Annotated in this window: 10 protein-coding genes; 6 read left to right on the plus strand and 4 right to left on the minus strand. The window is 61.3% G+C overall.

The window, feature by feature from the left end:
• Positions 1-24: 24 nt before the first annotated feature.
• From grpE to B9Z48_RS14990, 4 genes are all read left to right on the plus strand, one after another.
• Positions 25-585, plus strand: coding sequence for a nucleotide exchange factor GrpE (grpE, locus tag B9Z48_RS14975; RefSeq protein ID WP_089956563.1), 561 nt, complete (start codon positions 25-27; stop codon positions 583-585).
• Positions 586-680: 95 nt separating this feature from the next.
• The gene (gene dnaK / locus B9Z48_RS14980; protein WP_108379417.1) at positions 681-2,606 is read left to right on the plus strand and encodes a molecular chaperone DnaK; all 1,926 of its coding nucleotides are present in this window, start codon (positions 681-683) and stop codon (positions 2,604-2,606) included.
• Positions 2,607-2,708: 102 nt separating this feature from the next.
• The gene (gene dnaJ, locus B9Z48_RS14985; RefSeq protein ID WP_108379419.1) at positions 2,709-3,851 is read left to right on the plus strand and encodes a molecular chaperone DnaJ; all 1,143 of its coding nucleotides are present in this window, start codon (positions 2,709-2,711) and stop codon (positions 3,849-3,851) included.
• An 886-nt stretch (positions 3,852-4,737) separates the two neighbouring features.
• The gene (locus B9Z48_RS14990) at positions 4,738-6,102 is read left to right on the plus strand and encodes an MBL fold metallo-hydrolase RNA specificity domain-containing protein (RefSeq protein ID WP_108379563.1); all 1,365 of its coding nucleotides are present in this window, start codon (positions 4,738-4,740) and stop codon (positions 6,100-6,102) included.
• A gap of 546 nt (positions 6,103-6,648) precedes the next feature.
• Here B9Z48_RS14990 and B9Z48_RS14995 read toward each other — a convergent pair.
• Both B9Z48_RS14995 and B9Z48_RS15000 read right to left on the minus strand, forming a co-directional pair.
• On the minus strand, positions 6,649-7,113 hold the full coding sequence (locus B9Z48_RS14995) for a DUF1854 domain-containing protein (RefSeq protein WP_108379421.1): 465 nt from the start codon (positions 7,111-7,113) through the stop codon (positions 6,649-6,651).
• Positions 7,110-9,419 carry an ABC transporter ATP-binding protein gene (locus B9Z48_RS15000; RefSeq protein WP_108379565.1) on the minus strand — a complete coding sequence of 770 codons (2,310 nt, stop codon included), beginning with the start codon at positions 9,417-9,419 and terminating at the stop codon, positions 7,110-7,112. Before B9Z48_RS15000 ends, B9Z48_RS14995 begins: the two co-directional genes overlap by 4 nt.
• 190 nt (positions 9,420-9,609) lie before the next feature.
• Between B9Z48_RS15000 and cphA (B9Z48_RS15005) the strand changes: the two genes are divergently transcribed.
• Together cphA (B9Z48_RS15005) and cphA (B9Z48_RS15010) are read left to right on the plus strand one after the other, a co-directional pair.
• Complete coding sequence (gene cphA, locus B9Z48_RS15005; RefSeq protein ID WP_108379423.1) at positions 9,610-11,784, plus strand: cyanophycin synthetase; 2,175 nt, start codon at positions 9,610-9,612, stop codon at positions 11,782-11,784.
• Between the two features lie 31 nt (positions 11,785-11,815).
• Entirely contained in the window at positions 11,816-14,392 is a 2,577-nt protein-coding gene (gene cphA, locus B9Z48_RS15010; protein WP_108379567.1) for a cyanophycin synthetase, read from the plus strand.
• A gap of 746 nt (positions 14,393-15,138) precedes the next feature.
• On the opposite strand, the gene B9Z48_RS15015 is transcribed toward cphA (B9Z48_RS15010), so the two are convergent.
• Entirely contained in the window at positions 15,139-16,362 is a 1,224-nt protein-coding gene (locus tag B9Z48_RS15015) for an acyltransferase (RefSeq protein ID WP_108379425.1), read from the minus strand.
• A gap of 23 nt (positions 16,363-16,385) precedes the next feature.
• Complete coding sequence (locus B9Z48_RS15020; protein WP_108379427.1) at positions 16,386-17,339, minus strand: nitronate monooxygenase family protein; 954 nt, start codon at positions 17,337-17,339, stop codon at positions 16,386-16,388.
• Positions 17,340-17,437: the final 98 nt, after the last annotated feature.

Genomic DNA, 17,437 nt, shown 5'->3' on the forward strand with positions numbered 1-17,437 from the left:
ATTCATTTTTTGCGGACATTGTTCATGTCAGAAGCCACACAAAACTCCCAAACCCAAGCCTTGAGCGACGAAGAATTGGCCGCCGTAGCCGCCATGGCCGCGTCCTCCCAAGCCACCGATCCTTTGGCCGATGCCCAAGCCGAATTGGTCAATTTGAAAGCGCAAAACGCCGATTTGGCCGACCAGTACCTGCGTGCCCAAGCCGATGTGCAAAACGCCCGCCGCCGTGCCGAAGACGAGATCAGCAAGGCTCGCAAATTTGCCGTCGAGGGTTTTGCCGACAGTTTGCTGCCGGTGCTGGACAGCCTGGAAGCGGGCCTGGCCATCCCCAATGCCACGCTCGAGCAGATCCGCGAAGGCTCGCAAGCCACCTTGCGCCAGCTCAAAAGCGCCTTGGAGCGCAACAAAGTGGTCGAGATTGCACCGCCTGCCGGCACCAAATTTGACCCCCACCACCACCAGGCCATCAGTGTGGTGCCCGCCGAGCAAGAGCCCAACACCGTGGTCACGGTGCTGCAAAAGGGCTATTCCATCGCTGAGCGCGTGCTGCGTCCGGCCTTGGTGACGGTGACCGCGCCCAAATAATCAAAAACCTTTTTTGGTGTGTGGGGACTTGAAAAGCCACCCCGCTGCCCCAACTGCAAAACATCTGCACTTTTCAACAATTTCGGAGTATCAAAATGGGAAGAATCATCGGTATTGACTTGGGCACCACCAACTCGTGCGTGGCCATCATGGAAGGCAACACGACCAAAGTAATCGAGAACGCCGAAGGCGCTCGCACCACCCCGTCGATCATTGCGTACCAAGAAGACGGCGAAATCCTGGTCGGCGCATCGGCCAAGCGCCAAGCGGTCACCAACCCCAAGAACACGCTGTATGCGGTCAAGCGCTTGATCGGCCGCAAGTTCGCCGAAAAAGAAGTCCAAAAAGACATCGACCTGATGCCTTACACCATTGCCAAAGCCGACAACGGTGACGCTTGGGTGGAAGTGCGCGGCAACAAATTGGCCCCGCCTCAAATCAGCGCTGAAATTCTGCGCAAGATGAAGAAAACCGCCGAAGACTACCTCGGCGAAGAAGTGACCGAGGCCGTGATCACGGTGCCCGCTTACTTCAACGACGCCCAGCGTCAGGCCACCAAAGACGCAGGCCGCATTGCCGGTCTGGACGTCAAGCGCATCATCAACGAGCCCACCGCTGCGGCCCTGGCTTTTGGCCTGGACAAGCAAGAAAAGGGCGACCGCAAGATCGCTGTGTATGACCTGGGTGGCGGCACGTTTGACGTGTCCATCATCGAGATTGCCGATGTGGACGGCGAAAAGCAGTTCGAAGTGCTGTCCACCAACGGTGACACCTTCTTGGGCGGCGAAGACTTTGACCAGCGCATCATCGATTTCATCATCACCGAGTTCAAGAAAGAATCCGGCGTCGATCTGGCCAAAGACGTGCTGGCCCTGCAGCGCCTGAAAGAAGCCGCTGAAAAGGCCAAAATCGAGCTGTCCAGCTCGGCTTCGACCGACGTCAACCTGCCTTACATCACGGCCGATGCCACTGGCCCCAAGCACTTGAACGTGAAGCTGACCCGCGCCAAGCTGGAGCAGTTGGTGGAAGAGCTGATTGAGCGCACCATCGCCCCTTGCCGCATGGCCATCAAGGACGCTGGCGTGTCGGTCGGCGAGATCGACGACATCATTTTGGTCGGCGGCATGTCCCGCATGCCCAAGGTGCAAGAGAAGGTCAAAGAGTTCTTTGGCAAGGAGCCACGCAAAGACGTGAACCCCGACGAAGCCGTGGCCGTGGGCGCTGCGATTCAAGGCCAGGTTTTGTCAGGCGACCGCACCGACGTGCTGCTGCTCGACGTGACGCCTCTGTCCCTGGGCATCGAGACCATGGGCGGCGTGATGACCAAGATGATCACCAAGAACACCACGATCCCGACCAAGTTTGCACAGACCTTCTCGACCGCTGAAGACAACCAGCCGGCCGTGACGATCAAGGTGTTCCAGGGCGAGCGCGACATCGCATCGGGTAACAAGTTGCTGGGTGAGTTCAACCTCGAAGGCATCCCACCCGCAGCGCGTGGCACACCTCAGATCGAAGTGTCTTTTGACATCGACGCCAACGGCATCTTGCATGTGGGCGCCAAGGACAAAGGCACCGGCAAAGAAAACAAGATCACCATCAAGGCCAACTCCGGTCTGTCCGAAGCCGAGATTCAGCAAATGGTGAAAGACGCCGAGCTGAACGCCGAAGAAGACAAGAAAAAGCTCGAACTCGTGCAAGCCCGCAACGCAGGCGAAGCCGCTGTGCACAGCGTGAAAAAGAGCCTGACCGAGCACGGCGACAAGATCGAAGCGGCCGAAAAAGAAGCCATCGAAGCGGCCACCAAGGCGCTGGAAGAAGTTTTGAAGGGCGAAGACAAAGCCGACATCGAAGCCAAAACCGAAGCCTTGATGACCGCCAGCCAAAAGCTGGGCGAAAAGGTCTACGCCGACATGCAAGCGCAGCAAGCTGCTGCGGGTGCTGCAGCCGGCGGCGCCGATGCCAAGCCACAAGACGACAACGTGGTGGATGCGGAAGTCAAGGAAGTCAAAAAGGGCTAAGACCCACCCCTCTGCGGCCTCGCCGCAGTTCCGCCGCGCAAGCTGATTCAGCCCCCTGAATCGCCTTCGCGGCGTTCTTGTTCTAACGGTTGGATTTGCCCCATGGCGACAAAACGAGATTTTTACGAAGTGCTGGGCGTTGCCAAAAACGCCTCAGACGAAGACATCAAAAAGGCTTATCGCAAGCTGGCGATGAAGTACCACCCTGACCGCAACCAGGGGGACGACACCAAAGCCAAGGAAGCCGAGGCCAAATTCAAGGAAGGCAAGGAAGCCTACGAGATGCTGTCGGACGCGCAAAAACGCGCAGCTTACGACCAGCATGGCCACGCGGGTGTAGACCCCAATATGCGCGGCGGTGCCGAAGGCTTTGGTGGCTTTGGTGACGCTTTTGGCGACATCTTTGGCGACATCTTTGGCGGCCAGGGCCGCGGCGGACGCGGCGGTGGACGCCAAGTCTTCCGGGGTGCCGACCTCAGCTACGCGATGGAGATCACGCTCGAAGAAGCAGCTGGCGGCAAGGACTCGCAGCTGCGCATCCCCAGCTGGGACGAGTGCGACACCTGCCACGGCAGCGGTGCCAAGCCTGGCACCAGCGCCAAAACTTGCTCGACCTGCCATGGTCAGGGCCAAGTGCAAATGCGCCAAGGCTTTTTCAGCGTGCAGCAAACCTGCCCCAATTGCCGTGGCACGGGCAAGATCATTCCCGACCCCTGCGGCACTTGCCATGGGCAAGGCAAGGTCAAAAAGCAAAAGACGCTGGAAGTCAAAATCCCGGCCGGCATCGACGACGGCATGCGCATCCGCAGCGCGGGCAACGGCGAGCCCGGCACCAATGGCGGGCCACCGGGCGATTTGTTCATCGAGATTCGCCTGAAAAAGCACGACATCTTTGAACGCGATGGCGACGACCTGCACTGCGCCGTGCCGATCAGCTTTTCCAAAGCGGCTTTGGGCGGCGAGATCGAAGTGCCCACACTGGGCGGCAAAGCGGCCATCGACATCCCCGAAGGCACCCAGACTGGCAAGCAGTTCCGCTTGCGCGGCAAGGGCATCAAGGGCGTGCGCGGCAGCTACCCGGGTGACTTGTATTGCCACATCACCGTAGAGACGCCCGTCAAACTCACCGAGCACCAGAAAAAATTGCTCAAAGAGTTTGAAGAGTCTCTGACCAAAGGCGGTGGCAAACACCAGCCCAGCGGCGAAACCTGGACTGACAAGCTCAAGGGCTTTTTCGGGGGCTGAGGGTTGAGGTCGGCGGCTTCAGCCCCGACATGAACGCCCTCTTGCCAATACCATCGCTAAGAGAGCCCCGCCCCCGGGGCGATGGGTGCTGGTCTGCAAGGGTCCATCGCGACGAGGGCGTCGCTCCTACAGGGACAATGCCCTGCATTTTGTGGGAGCCCCGCCCTCGGGGCGATGCTTGGTGGTCTGCAAGGGTCCATCGCGACGAGGGCTTCGCGCCGACAGGGACAATGCCCTGCATTTTGTGGGAGCCCCACCCTGGGGGCGATGGGTGGTGGTCTGCAAAGGGTCCATCGCGACGAGGGCGTCGCTCCTACAGGGACAAGCCCTGCATTTTGTGGGAGCCCCGCCCTCGGGGCGATGGGTGGTGGTCTGCAAGGGTCCATCGCGACGAGGGCGTCGCTCCTACAGGGACAAGCCCTGCATTTTGTGGGAGCCCCGCCCTCGGGGCGATGGGTGGTGGACTGCAAGGGTCACTCGCGACGAGGGCGTCGCTCCTACGGGGACAATGCCCTGCATTTTGTGGGAGCCCCCCACTCGGGGCGATGGGTGGTGGTCTGCAAGGGTTCATCGCGACGAGGGCGTCGCTCCTACAGGGACAAGCCCTGCATTTTGTGGGAGCCCCGCCCCCGGGGCGATGGTTGGTGGTCTGCAAGGGTACATCGCGACGAGGGCGTCGCTCCTACAGGGACAAGCCCTGCATTTTGTGGGAGCCCCGCCCCCGGGGCGATGGGTTGTGGACTGGGAAGCTGTGAGCGAGGGCACCGCTACAAAAAAGCGGTCATGCAAACTTCATCGGGCCGGTGGCTGAGCGACCCGAACGAATCGAAGGGCTGTTTGACTTGCGTCAAACAACCTTTTTTCGTGACAGGGCAGCATGGAAGGCATGAGCGCATCCATCACATTCCTCGGCGGAGCCGATACCGTCACCGGCTCCAAATACCTGATCGAACACAATCAAAAACGGCTGCTGGTCGATTGCGGCTTGTTTCAGGGCTACAAACAACTGCGCTTGCGCAACTGGAATCCCCTGCCCGTCAACCCGGCGCTCATCGATGCGATGGTGCTGACCCATGCGCATCTGGACCACAGCGGTTACTTGCCTTTGCTGGTCAAACATGGCTTTCAGGGGCGGGTGCATGCCACCTCCGCCACTTGCGATTTGGCCAGCATTTTGTTGCCCGACAGTGGTCACATTCAGGAAGAGGACGCATTTTTTGCCAATCGACACGGTTTTTCCAAACATGCTCCAGCCCTGCCGCTGTACACCAAACAAGAGGCCGTGGCCAGCTTGAAGCTTTTGCACGCAGAAAAACAAGGCCAGTGGTTTGAACCGATCGCGGGATGGAAAGCGCGTTTTCAGCCTGCGGGGCACATTTTGGGCGCGGCCAGTTTGCTGCTGGATGTGGGCGGGCGACGGGTCTTGTTTTCTGGCGATTTGGGGCGGCCTGATGACCCACTGATGAACCCGCCCGAGCCGCCACCCCAGGCCGATACGGTGTTGATCGAGTCCACTTATGGGGACCGCCAACACCCCAAAGAAAACGTCTTCAATGAACTCGGGCCACTGCTGAAAAAACTGGCCGCTCGCGGCGGTGTGGCCGTGGTGCCTGTGTTTGCGGTGGGTCGGGCGCAGGCCATGCTGCACACCATTGCACAGCTCAAAGCGGCGGGGGAAATTCCGCACAGCTTGCCCATTTTTCTGGACAGCCCCATGGCCATCCACACCACGGCTTTGTTTGAAAGGCATCCGGGTGAGCACCGTTTGAGCCCTCAAGAGGTGCGCAGCATGGACCATGCGGCCACCATGTTGGAGACCCCTGAGCAGTCCAAGTCATTGGCAAGGCGGCATGGTCCGATGGTGATTTTGGCGGCCAGCGGCATGGCCACCGGGGGGCGGGTGTTGCACCATTTGGCGCAATACGCGGGTGACCACCGCAACATGATCATTTTGACGGGCTACCAAGCCCCCGGCACACGAGGCGCAGCGCTGGCCAGTGGCCGCAACACGGTGCGCATTCATGCACAAGACGTGCCGGTGCGTGCAGAGGTGGTGCAAATCGAATCGGCCTCGGCCCATGCCGATGCCAACCAGTTGCTCAGTTGGTTACACAAGATGCCCAGTGCACCCGGTCAGGTGTTTGTGGTGCACGGCGAGCGCGAAGCGTCCGACATGCTGCGCCAGCGCATCGAACACGAGATCAAGTGGCGGGCCTTGGTGCCCGAGCAGGGTTCGGTCTGGCCTTTGTAAACGACAACTTGAGGGGCCCACCGGAATGTCCGTTGTCTGCGAGGCTTATCGCGACGGGGGCGTCGCTCCTACAGGGGGATGCCCTGCATTTTGTAGGAGCCCTGCCCTCGGAGCGATGCTTGGTGGTCTGCGAGGCTTGATTGCGACGGGGGCGTCGCTCCTACAGGGGGATGCCCTGCATTTTGTAGGAGCCCCGCCCTCGGGGCGATTCTTTGTGGTCTGCGAGGGTGATCGCGACGGGGGCCTCGCTCCTACAGGGGGATGCCCTGCATTTTGTGGGAGCCCCGCCCTCGGGGCGATGCTTGGTGGTCCGCGAGGGTTTTCGCGACGGGGGCGTCGCTCCTACAGGGGGATACCCTGCATTTTGTAGGAGCCCCGCCCTCGGGGCGATGCTTGGTGGTCTGCAAGGCTGATCGCGACGGGGGCGTCGCTCCTACAGGGGGATGCCCTGCATTTTGTGGGAGCCCCGCCCTCGGGGCGATGCTTGGTGGTCTGCGAGGCTTGATCGCGACGGGGGTGTCGCACCCACGTGGGAAGTTCGCGGGATTACAAGAAGCGGTCGAGCAGTTTGCGCGAGTGTTTGTCCATGGCGGCCATGTCGCGGATCATGTATTGCACGCCATCGGCGTCGTTGATGAGCAGCACGGTGCCGGTCAGGCGCCGGATGTCTTCTTCGCCCTTGAGCATGAATTGGGTGCTGCCCCGGTCGGTGCGCACGCGCCAGGTGCTGGGGGTGGCAAAGCTGCTCACGTCTTCGAGTTGCAAAATTTCGGGCAAAAATTCGCGCTCGTTCAGGGCCTGCAAGACCTGCTGACGCAGGCTGGCGGGCAAGGCCGAGAGGTTTTCAATCCAGAGCACTTCGTGGCCTTCGGCGTCCATGAGGGCCACGCCCGCATCGGGGGCCGACACCGGGTAAGCCCGCAAGGCGGTGATGGGGCTTTGGCGGGTGCCGTCGGGCAGCACCAGCACCCAGTGGCCGAAGGCGTCGCGTTCAAAGTCAAAGGGGGTCATGCGCTCACCTTTTGCAGTGGGGTCTCAAGGCTGCCGCCCAACACGGCTTCGGCTTCGGCTTGGCGTTGCTGGGCTTCGTACAAGCGCCAGTAGGCGCCTTGCGCTTCAATCAGCGCGTCGTGGGTGCCCTCTTCCACCACCACGCCTTTGTCCATGACCACCAGGCGGTCGGCTTTGCGCAGGGTGGACAGGCGGTGGGCAATGGCAATGGTGGTGCGTCCGCGCACGAGGTTGTCCAGGGCGCGTTGGATTTCTTTTTCGGTTTCGGTGTCGACCGCCGAGGTGGCTTCGTCCAGAATCAAAATGCGCGGGTTGATGAGCAAGGCCCGGGCAATCGAGATGCGTTGGCGCTCCCCCCCCGACAGGCCCTGCCCCCGTTCGCCCACCAAAGAGTCGTAGCCTTGGGGCATGCGCAAAATGAACTCGTGGGCATGGGCCGCGCGGGCCGCGGCAACAATTTCTTCGCGCGTGGCTTCGGGCTTGCCGTAGGCAATGTTGTCGGCAATGGTGCCAAAGAACAAAAAGGGTTCTTGCAGCACGAGGCCAATTTGGCGTCGGTAGTCGGCCACTTTGAGTTGGCGGATGTCGGTGCCGTCGAGTTCGATGGCCCCTTCGCTCAGGTCATAAAAGCGGCAGATCAAATTGACCAAGGTGCTTTTGCCCGAGCCGCTGTGGCCCACCAAGCCAATCATCTGGCCGGGCTCGATGTTGAGGTTGAGTTGCCGAATCACAGCCCGGTTGCCATAGCGAAAACCGGCATCGCGCACGGTCAGCCGGCCTTGCACATGGGCAGGCAGGGCTTTGGGATCGGTGGACTCGGGCACGCTGGAGACGTGGTCCAGGATGTCAAAAATGCGCTTGGCCCCGGACGCTGCCTTTTGGGTGTTGGACACGATGCGGCTCATCGAGTCGAGTCGGCTGTAAAAACGGCCGATGTAGGCCAAGAATGCGGTGAGCACCCCCACGGTGATCTGGTCGTCAGACACCAGCCAGATGCCAAAACCCCAAACCACCAGCAAACCAATTTCGGTCATCAGCGTCACGGTGGGTGAAAACAGCGACCACACCCGATTGAGCTTGTCGTTGACTTGCAGGTTGTGGTGGTTGGCGTCTTTGAAGCGCTGGGCTTCGCGGTCTTCTTGGGCAAAGGCCTTGACCACCCGGATGCCGGGGATGGTGTCGGTGAGCACATTGGTGACTTCGGCCCAGACGCGGTCGATTTTTTCGAAGCCGGTGCGCAGTTTTTCGCGCACCACATGGATGAGCCAGCCAATGAATGGCAAGGGCAACAAGGTGACCAGCGCCAACGTGGGGTTGATGGTGAACAAGATGACAGCGGTCATCAAGATCATGAGCACGTCGGTGGCAAAGTCCAGCAGGTGCAAAGACAAAAAGACGTTGATGCGGTCGGTTTCGCTGCCGATGCGGGCAATCAAATCGCCAGTGCGGCGCTCGCCAAAGTATTCGAGCGAGAGTTTGAGCAGGTGTTCATAGGTGGTGGTGCGCAAGTCGGCCCCAATGCGCTCGGACACCAGCGCCAAAATATAAGTTTTGGCCCAGCCCAAGCCCCAGGCCAGCAAGGCCGATCCCAGCAAACCCATCAGGTACAAGGACACCACTCCCGGGTCGATCGCCTTGCCGTTTTGGTAGGGGATCAGGATGTCATCCATCAGCGGCATGGTCAGGTAAGGCGGCACCAAAGTGGCCGCTGTGGCCGCCAGCGTGAGTAAAAAACCGGCCAGCAATGAGCCTTGGTAAGGCCGGGCAAAGCGCCACAGCTTGAACAGGGTCCAGGTGGAGGGAGGCACCAGGTCTTCGCGGCTGCAGACAGGACAGTCGGCGTCGTCTGGCCCCATGACGGTTTGGCACACGGGGCAGACCGTGCTGGACAAGCGGGTTTGCAGGGGGGCACCGTCGTCAGTTTGGGCTTCATGGGTTTGTTGTGCCTCAAACTGGGCCAGCCAGCGGGCCGCCGCAGCTTGCAAACCCAGGGTGAATCGCCAAACGGCCAAACGGCCTTGGGGCTCGGACAAAGCCAGGGTGGCCACACCGGCGTGGTCACTCAATTTGAGCTGCAAAGCAGTCGTTAAGGGCCATTGACGCCAACTTTTTTGCGGGCCGTCAGAAGATAGAACCCGTTGATCGGTCAAAATGATGCCACTTTTGACGAAATTCAGCGATGCATCGAGGTCAACTTCCAGCCAGGCTGTGACGTTTTCTTGGGGTAGAAGCTGGGAAGTCACCTCAGCAACCCAAGCGTCCGGAACCACCGAACGGAGTGAGGCTGAGGAATATGTTGTAGTCATGAAAGTCAAACCGCAATGAACACGGCCAACCAGAGGGTCAGCCGGACAAAAAACCACACAGATTTGGCCAATACCTTGGCTCAACGACTGCACCCACACCACCCATGTACCCGATGACCCATGCGCTTTGCCAAAGCCAGATGTCCCATGCCGATGACGGTCGGTCATTGTATCGCTGCACACCCCACCCATGAGCGCTCACACCATCCAATTCCTGCGCATGACGCATTTGCGCGGCCCCAACATCTGGACTTACCGTCCGGTGATTGAAGCCTTGATCGACATTGGCGATCTGGAAGACTGCCCCTCCAACACCCTGCCCGGTTTCAACGAGCGCCTGACGGCCTGGTTGCCGGGCTTGATCGAGCACCGCTGCAGTGTGGGCGAGCGCGGTGGCTTTCTCAAGCGACTCGAAGAAGGCACTTGGCCCGGACACGTTTTGGAGCACGTGGCACTGGAGTTGCAAACCCGCGCCGGCATGCAAACCGGTTTTGGCAAGGCCCGCGAAGCCGGTCCCCGTGGTGTTTACAAAGTGGTCATCCGCACACGGCACGAGGCCGTGAGCCGCGCCGCTTTGCACGCCGGACGTGACCTGATTTTGGCGGCCATCGATGACCGGCCATTTGATGTGCCGGGTGCCATTGCGCAATTGGCCCAAATGGTCGACAGCCTGTGCATGGGCCCGAGCACGGCCAGCATTGTGGACGCTGCGGCCGACCGTGGCATACCGCACATTCGCCTGAACGATGGCAACTTGGTCCAGCTCGGTTATGGCCACCATCAGCGCCGCATCTGGACGGCCGAGACCGACCGCACCAGCGCGATTGCCGAGGGCATCTCGAAAGACAAAGACCTGACCAAGCAGCTGCTGACCATGTGCGGCGTGCCGGTTCCCGAGGGCCAGATTGTGGACAGCCCGGCAGCCGCGTGGGAAGCCGCCCAGGACGTGGGTTTGCCCGTGTGCGTCAAGCCCACCGATGGCAACCATGCGCGTGGCGTTTCGCTGGAATTGAGCCTGCAAGAGGACATCGAAGCGGCTTACGAGATTGCGCTGGCCGAGGGCAGCGAAGTGATTGTGGAGCGCTTTGTGCTGGGCGAAGAACACCGCCTCCTGGTGGTGGGTGAGCAAGTGGTGGCCGCCAACAAGGGCGAGACCGCCAGCGTCATCGGGGATGGCGTGCACACGGTGCGTGAACTGATCGAGTTGCAAATCAATTCAGATCCACGGCGCGGCGAAGAAGAAGACTTTCCGCTCGACACCATCCGGCTGGACGAGCACACCACTTCGGTGCTGGAACTCAAGCGCCAGGGCCTGAACGCCGAGAGCGTGCCCGAAAAGGGCCGCCAAGTTTTGGTCATGCGCACGGGCAATATGTCGATGGATGTGACCGACTTGGTACACCCCGATGTGGCCGCGCAAGCGGTGCTGGCTGCACGCGTGGTGGGCCTGGACATTGCCGGGGTTGATCTGGTAGCGCAAGACATTGGCAAACCCCTGGGGCCACAAGGCGGTGCCATCGTCGAGGTCAACGCAGGCCCGGGTCTGTTGATGCACCTCAAGCCCGCCACGGGGCAAGCGCGTCCTGTGGGCCAGGCCATTGCCAACCACTTGTTCCAGCCCGAGCACAACGGGCGCATTCCGGTGGTGGGCATTTTGGGCGACGGTGACACCACCCGAATCGCCAAACTGCTGGCTTGGCTGATGCACTTGAAGGGCTGGCACACCGGTTTGTCGTGTGCCGATGGGCTGTTTTTGAACCAGCGCCAGCTGCAGGCCAAAAACGGCATGGATTGGGACGAAGCGCAGCGCTTGCTGATCAACCGGGGCGTTCAGGCGGCCGTGTTTGAGAGCAACGCACGTCATTTGCTGGCCCAAGGCCTGCCCTATGACCGCTGCTTGTTGGGCATTGTGACGGCCATGCCCAGTGCGCAGGGCCTGGACGATCTGTACCCCGGCAGTGATGAAAAAATGCCGTCTTACATTCGCACCCAAGTCGATGTGGTGTTGCCCGAGGGGGCGGCTTTGCTGAACGCAGCCGACCCACAAGTGGCCGCCTTGGCGGCGCATTGCGACGGCAGCGTGATTTTTTATGCCGACGATGAACACAACGAGGTCTTGCAAGCCCATCGCAGCCAAGGCGGGCGCACGGGCTTTTGGCGCGAGGGCCAACTGGTGTTGGCCGAGGGCCGCAAAGAGCACCTGCTTTTGTCGGCCCAAAGGCCAGCCATTGCCCGTTTGCTGAAAAACGACATTTTGCAGGCGCACGACATGCTGGTGGCCGCTTGTGCGGCTTGGGCGCTGGACATTGGCACCGACTTGATTCGGGCTGGCATCAAGAGCTATGGCACCCCTGCTTCGGCCTGAAGCCGCGAACGAACCCCAGGAAAAACAGTTCATGCAAGTCTCCCGTATTCGTGCTTTGCGTGGCCCCAACTTGTGGAGCCGCCACACCGCCATTGAAGCCATCGTCAGCTGCTCGCCCGACGTGCATGGCTTGTCTGCCCAGCACCCCGTCGAACAACAGTTGCGGCGCATCTTTCCCGAAGTGGGCCCCTTTGACGGTCAGCGTCCCGGTGAAGCCGTGACCTTGGCACACGCCCTGGAAAAAGTCACCCTGGGGCTGCAAGCGCATGCGGGCTGCCCCGTGTCTTTCAGCCGCACCACCCCCACCGAAGAGCCCGGGGTGTTTCAGGTGGTCATTCAGTACACCGAAGAGGCCGTGGGCCGCTTGGCCCTGAAGCTGGCCGATCAGCTGTGCCAAGCGGCCATCCAAGGCCTTGGTTTTGACCTGGAAGGTGCCATCGCGCAGTTGCACGAACTCGATGAAGATGTGCGCCTGGGGCCCTCCACCGGGTCCATCGTGGACGCGGCCGTGGCCCGTGGCATCCCCATTCGCCGCCTGACCGACGGCAGCTTGGTGCAGTTTGGTTGGGGGGCCCAGCAGCGGCGAATCCAGGCCGCTGAAACCGACACCACCAGCGCGATTGCCGAATCGATTGCACAAGACAAAGACCTGACCAAGAGCCTCTTGCACGCTGCCGGTGTGCCCGTGCCCATGGGCCGCCCGGCCAAGACCGTGGACGAAGCCTGGGCGATTGCCCTGGAAGTGGGCTTGCCCGTGGTCGTTAAGCCCCAGGACGGCAACCAGGGCAAGGGCGTTTCGGTCAACATCACCGAACGTGCCGCCTTTGACAACGCCTACGCCACGGCCGAGCGCTACGGCACGGTGATGGTGGAAAAGTTCTTGCCCGGACACGACTACCGCCTGCTGGTGGTGGGCAACAAACTCGTGGCCGCGGCCAGGCGTGAGCCGCCCTTGGTGGTGGGCGACGGCAAGCACACCGTGCGTCAGCTGGTGGACCAGGTCAACGCCGACCCGCGCCGGGGTGATGGGCATTCGACCTCCTTGACCAAGATTCGTTTTGACGACATCGCCATTGGCCGCCTGCGGGCGCAAGACCTCGAACCCGAATCGGTGCCTGCCAAGGGCCGCCGCGTGATTTTGCGCAACAACGCCAACTTGTCGACCGGCGGCACCGCCACCGATGTGACCGACGACGTGCACCCCGAGGTGGCCGCGCGTGTGGTGGCTGCGGCCCAAATGGTGGGCGTGGACATTTGCGGCGTGGACGTGGTGTGCGAGTCGGTGTCGCGCCCACTCGAAGAACAAAACGGCGGCATCGTCGAAGTCAACGCTGCGCCGGGTTTGCGCATGCACATCAGCCCCTCGTTTGGCAAAGGCCGGGACGTGGGCAACGCGGTCATTGACCACATGTTTCCCGACGGCGGTAACGGCCGTGTGCCCGTGATTGCCGTGACCGGCACCAACGGGAAAACTACCACCGTGCGCCTGACCGCCCATCTGCTCAAGGCCCAGGGCCTGCGTGTGGGCATGACCAACACCGACGGCGTGTACGTGAATGGCCGCCAGACCGATTCGGGCGACTGCAGCGGCCCCCGAAGTGCCCGCAACGTGCTCATGCACCCCGATGTGGATGCGGCCGTGTTCGAAACCGCACGCGGCGGTCTGCTGCGCGAAGGCCTGGCTTTTGACCGCTGCCAAGTGGCCATCGTGACCAACTTGGGTGCAGGTGACCATTTGGGCCTGAACTACATCACCACGCTCGAAGACCTGTTGGTGCTCAAGCGCGTGATTGTGCTCAACGTGGCCCAAACCGGCATGGCCGTGCTCAATGCCAACGACCCGGCCGTGGTGGCCATGGCGCGGCACTGCCCGGGCGATGTGACGTTTTTTGCGCTCGACGCCAACCACCCCGTGTTGGCCACACACCGGGCGCAGGGCAAGCGCGTGGTCTATGTGGAAGACGGCGCCATCGTGGCCCAAAAAGGCAAACAGGTTTTTCGCATTCCTTTGAGCGAAGTGCCTTTGACACGACAAGGTCAGATCGGATTTCAAACTGAAAACGTGCTGGCCTCGGTGGGCGCGGCCTGGGCCGTGAACGTGCACTGGGATGCCATTGCACAAGGCCTGGCCACCTTCATCAGCGACATTCAGGGTGTGCCCGGGCGCTTTAACGTGTTCGACTACAAAGGCGCGACCCTGATTGCCGATTACGGCCACAACCCCGACGCCATCGCGGCTTTGGTTCAGGCGGTGGACAACATGCCTGCCAAAAAACGGGTGGTGGTGATCAGCGGCGCTGGCGACCGGCGCGACCAGGACATCCGGGACCAGACGCAAATTCTGGGCAAAGCCTTTGACGATGTGTTGCTGTACCAAGACGCCTGCCAGCGTGGCCGCGAAGACGGCGAGGTGCTGGGCTTGCTGCGCGAGGGTTTGCAAGGTGCACTGCGCACCACCCATGTGCAAGACATTCAGGGCGAGTTCAACGCCATCGACATCGCCCTGTCACGCCTGTCACCCGGCGACCTGTGCCTGATCCTGATCGACCAAGTGGAAGAGGCTTTGGCCTACATCACCGAAAAAGTCAAAGCCAGCAAGGCCAACTGAACCCTGCGCTGTTGGTTTTTTGTAGAAGCCCCGCCCCCGTGGACGATGCATTTCCCCTTTGTGGGAGCCCCACCCCCGGGGCGATGCATTTCCCCTTTGTGGGAGCCCCGCCCCCGGGGCGATGGGTCGTGGTCTGCGAGGCTTTTCGCGACGAGGGCGTCGCTCCTACAGGGGACTTCCCTTGTGGGAGCCCCGCCCTCGGGGCGATGGGTGGTGGTCTGCAAGGCTTGATCGCGACGAGGGCGTCGCTCCTACAGGGGACTTCCCTTGTGGAAGCCCCGCCCCCGGGGCGATGGGTGGTGGTCTGCAAGGCTTGATCGCGACGAGGGCGTCGCTCCTACAGGGGACTGCCCTTGTGGAAGCCCCGCCCCCGGGGCGATGGGTGGTGGTCTGCAAGGCTTGATCGCGACGAGGGCGTCGCTCCTACAGGGGACTTCCCTTGTGGAAGCCCCGCCCCCGGGGCGATGGGTGGTGGTCTGCAAGGCTTGATCGCGACGAGGGCGTCGCTCCTACAGGGGACTGCCCTTGTGGAAGCCCCGCCCCCGGGGCGATGGGTGGTGGTCTGCAAGGCTTGATCGCGACGAGGGCGTCGCTCCTACAGGGGACTTCCCTTGTGGAAGCCCCGCCCCCGGGGCGATGGGTGGTGGTCTGCAAGGCTTGATCGCGACGAGGGCGTCGCTCCTACAGGGGACTTCCCTTGTGGGAGCCCCGCCCCCGGGGCGATGGGTGGTGGTCTGCGAGGGTGATCAAGGCTTGGCCAAAGCTACACTGGCGATGAACAGACCCGTCCACACCCACCATCGCCCCCAAGTAGGTGCATGCCGCTCCACCCCGTAGTAGAGCCCTGCGCCCATGAGCAAAGACAAGGTCAGTGATGCCAACATGCCCAAAGCGTTGGCCCACAGCACCCCAGGCCACAGCGCCGTGACCCCTGCACTGACGGCCAAGCTCACCCCAAAATGGATCAAAAACACCGAATAAGACACGGTGGACAGCCACACCACGGCACGACCCAACCAGGCCAGTCCGGGCCGTCTGGCCGACAGTTCTTGGAGAGCTTGACCCGACAAGATGGCCGCAGGCACGGCCATCAACACAGCCGACACGGCAAAGGCGAGCCCCATTCGCAAGCGAGGCCCCATCACCCACGCCACAACGCCCATGGCCAAAAATATCACCCAGATGACCCTGCGCTGAGTGTGTGCAGGGGGTTGTGAATCGGTCTCGGGCCAAGGGCGATGAAGTGACTGCCGAGCCTCCCAAGCCAGCAAGCCCAGGCCATAAGAGCCAAAGAAGTAAATGCCGTGGTCGTCCAAATCGGTATGAAGGTTCCACCACCACCACGATGCGCAGGTCAAGCCCAACCACACGGCCCTGCGCAAGGCATGCACCGAAGGCGTCCCCCACGTCAGAGGCCAAAACTTCAGGGCCACCACACTGAGCAAGGTCATGGCGTACAACTGAAAGTCAATCGCCACGTACCAAATGCCCGCCGACAAAGCCTCCATGTCCAGCACATGCTGCAACAGTGCAAGGTGTGCCAAGGCCTGCCCCCAAGCAGGCGGGGCTGACAAACTGGCATGCTGAAATTCTGGCCGCACCCATTCCGTGACGCACACGGTGAAACTGAACGCCGCCAGCAAGGGGATGGCCAAACGCAAATAGCGCTGCAGCACCAGTTTCAAAGCCTCGGGCAGCGCCAGTGACTCCAGCCGCGACAAACTGCCAGCCGTCAAAAATCCCGCACACACCAAAAACAACTGCACGGCCAAGCGGCCATGGTCATACAGCCAACTCACCAGCGCAGGCCAAGCACGGGCCACCACGTCCGACATGGGGCCATAAAAAGCCATGTGGTGCAAAACGATCAAGAGGCAACCGACGGCCTTGAACGTGTCGATCAAAAAAGAGCGCCCCGTAGGGCGCTGAGCTGCGGTGCTGGACACCGCGTGGGTTTGGGCGCCCGGCAAAGCTCAGCCTTGCACCAGGGCCATCAGAGCGCCAAACGGGCGCGAGCAGCTTGGTACTGCGCCTTGAACTGGGCCACCAGATCGGCCGTGCTTTGAACCGACTGGATCGCGCCAATGCCCTGACCACAGCCCCAGATGTCTTTCCAGGCTTTTTTGGCGTCACCGCCAAAGTTCATCTTGCTGGGGTCGGACTCGGGCAAGTTCTCGGGGTCCAGGCCCGCTGCGCGAATCGATGGAGCCAGGTAGTTGCCGTGCACGCCGGTAAACAGATTGCTGTAGACGATGTCGTCCGAGTTGCTGTCCACAATGGCTTGTTTGTAGTCTTCGGCCGCACGCGCTTCGTGCGTGGCAATGAAAGCTGAGCCGATGTAAGCAAAGTCCGCGCCCATGGCTTGCGCCGCCAAAATCGCGTCGCCCGTGGCGATCGAACCGGACAAGGCCACCGGGCCATCGAACCATTGACGAATTTCCTGAATCAAAGCGAACGGGCTTTTGACACCCGCATGGCCACCAGCACCTGCGGCCACGGCGATCAAGCCGTCTGCGCCCTTTTCGATGGCTTTGTGCGCGTGTTTGTTGTTGATGATGTCGTGCAGCACCACGCCGCCATAGCTGTGGGCGGCGGCGTTGATTTCTTCGCGAGCGCCCAGCGAGGTGATGATGATCGGCACCTTGTATTTCACGCACATGGCCATGTCGTGCTCCAACCGGTCGTTGCTCTTGTGCACGATCTGGTTGATGGCAAAGGGCGCAGCGGGCTTGTCGGGGTTGGCGGCGTTGTAGGCGGCCAGGGCTTCGGTGATTTCGATCAACCACTCTTCAAGTTGCGCAGCTGGACGGGCGTTCAAAGCGGGCATGGAGCCCACAATGCCCGCCTTGCACTGCTCAATGACCAGCTTGGGGTTGCTGATGATGAACAAAGGTGAAGCGATGGCAGGGAAAGGCAGGTTCGCCAGAACCGGGGGCAACTTGGACATGAAGTCTCCTGAAAAATATCGGTCTATTGTGAGAGAACAAAGGCATCAAACGGTGTCGGCGCGGCGACAAGTCGGCAATCAGCGGCCTCGCCGCGATG

It is taken from the genome of Limnohabitans sp. WS1, assembly GCF_003063265.1.
GTDB lineage: Bacteria > Pseudomonadota > Gammaproteobacteria > Burkholderiales > Burkholderiaceae_C > Limnohabitans_A.

Excerpts from the sequence above, each read along its gene's own strand:
- grpE (WP_089956563.1), top strand. The coding sequence starts at position 25 with ATGTCAGAAGCCACACAAAACTCCCAAACCCAAGCCTTGAGCGACGAA.
- dnaK (WP_108379417.1), top strand. The coding sequence starts at position 681 with ATGGGAAGAATCATCGGTATTGACTTGGGCACCACCAACTCGTGCGTG.
- dnaJ (WP_108379419.1), top strand. The coding sequence starts at position 2,709 with ATGGCGACAAAACGAGATTTTTACGAAGTGCTGGGCGTTGCCAAAAAC.
- B9Z48_RS14990 (WP_108379563.1), top strand. The coding sequence starts at position 4,738 with ATGAGCGCATCCATCACATTCCTCGGCGGAGCCGATACCGTCACCGGC.
- B9Z48_RS14995 (WP_108379421.1), bottom strand. The coding sequence starts at position 7,113 with ATGACCCCCTTTGACTTTGAACGCGACGCCTTCGGCCACTGGGTGCTG.
- B9Z48_RS15000 (WP_108379565.1), bottom strand. The coding sequence starts at position 9,419 with ATGACTACAACATATTCCTCAGCCTCACTCCGTTCGGTGGTTCCGGAC.
- cphA (WP_108379423.1), top strand. The coding sequence starts at position 9,610 with ATGAGCGCTCACACCATCCAATTCCTGCGCATGACGCATTTGCGCGGC.
- cphA (WP_108379567.1), top strand. The coding sequence starts at position 11,816 with ATGCAAGTCTCCCGTATTCGTGCTTTGCGTGGCCCCAACTTGTGGAGC.
- B9Z48_RS15020 (WP_108379427.1), bottom strand. The coding sequence starts at position 17,339 with ATGTCCAAGTTGCCCCCGGTTCTGGCGAACCTGCCTTTCCCTGCCATC.